This is a genomic window from Streptomyces prasinopilosus, assembly GCF_001419695.1.
GTDB lineage: Bacteria > Actinomycetota > Actinomycetes > Streptomycetales > Streptomycetaceae > Streptomyces > Streptomyces prasinopilosus.
Genome location: NZ_LIRG01000680.1, coordinates 1 through 1,069 on the forward strand (window position 1 = coordinate 1; position 1,069 = coordinate 1,069).

Here is a 1,069-nt window from a genome sequence, read left to right on the forward strand (position 1 = left end):
ACCCCGAGGCCCCGGCCCGCCACGATCAGGGCCGGGGCCTCGGGGTCGACCGGCACGTACGGTGCGAACCGGTCGCCCTGGCCCGGGACCTCCACGGCGTAGTCGGCGAAACCCTCCGGGGGCTGCGGGAACCGTCCCCCGAGCGGCCGGAGGGCCAGGGCGATCCGTGCGCCCGGGCAGGCCCGCGCGGTCTCCAGCGCGTCCGGCCCGCTCACCGCGACGTCGGCCGCCGCCGGGTCGCCGTCCACGTCCGCGACCACGCCCACCGAGGCGCAGGCCAGCAGCCACACGGCCGTCTGCCAGTGCGCGGGCAGCAGCAGGGCCACGCGGTCGCCGGGCTCGACGGCCAGTTCGTCCTGCAGCAGGTTCGCGGTCTTGGCCACCCAATTGGCGAAGGTGGCCACGGACAGTTCGACGCGTTCGCCCGTGGCGTCGTCGTAGAAGGTCACCAGGGGGCGTCCCGGGTCCGCGGCGAGCGCGGAACCCAGCAGGTCGGCGGGGGTGCGGTCGGTGGCGTTCACCCGCGCAAGCGTACGCGGGGACGGCCGCGCCCGCCGAGTGCCCGGGGCACCGGTTCGGGGGAACGCACTCCGACAACCCGTCAATTCCCCGATGGACAGATTTGTATGGGTATGTCAAAGATCAGGGGCATGCGTAGATTTCTCGCTTCCTCCATCGGCGTCACCTGTGCGGCCGCTCTCGCCCTGCCCCTCGCTCCGTCCGCCGCCGCCGCCGCGGCCGCGGGCGGGACCGCGGCGGCGGTCACCCGCGCGACGGTGGCGACCGGGGCCGGCACCCCCGGCAGCACCCAGTCCCTGCCCCTGCAGCCCCTCGACCCCGACCGTGCCTCCGGCGCCGACGTGTTCGGCCTCGCCCCGCGGTCCGTACGGCCCTTCTCCCTCGTCGGCGTCGTCTGGGACGACCCCGCCGCCGAACTCCACGGCCTGGTCCAGGTCCGCGCCCGCGCGGCGGACACCGGCGTCTGGTCCGGCTGGCAGGACGTCGAGACCCACAACGCCGACCACGCGGCCGACCCCGGGACCGCGGAACGCACCTCGGGCCGGGTCCG

General features: G+C 76.0%; 1 protein-coding gene and 1 pseudogene. One reads left to right on the top strand and one right to left on the bottom strand.

The window, feature by feature from the left end:
- A partial coding sequence (locus tag AOK18_RS24425) for a TIGR03089 family protein (RefSeq protein ID WP_055695724.1) occupies nt 1-521 on the bottom strand: 521 nt, incomplete at its 3' end.
- 129 nt (nt 522-650) lie between these two features.
- On the opposite strand from AOK18_RS24425, the pseudogene AOK18_RS24430 reads away from it, so the two are divergent.
- Nucleotides 651-1,069, top strand: a pseudogene (locus tag AOK18_RS24430) (N-acetylmuramoyl-L-alanine amidase); the annotation flags it as partial.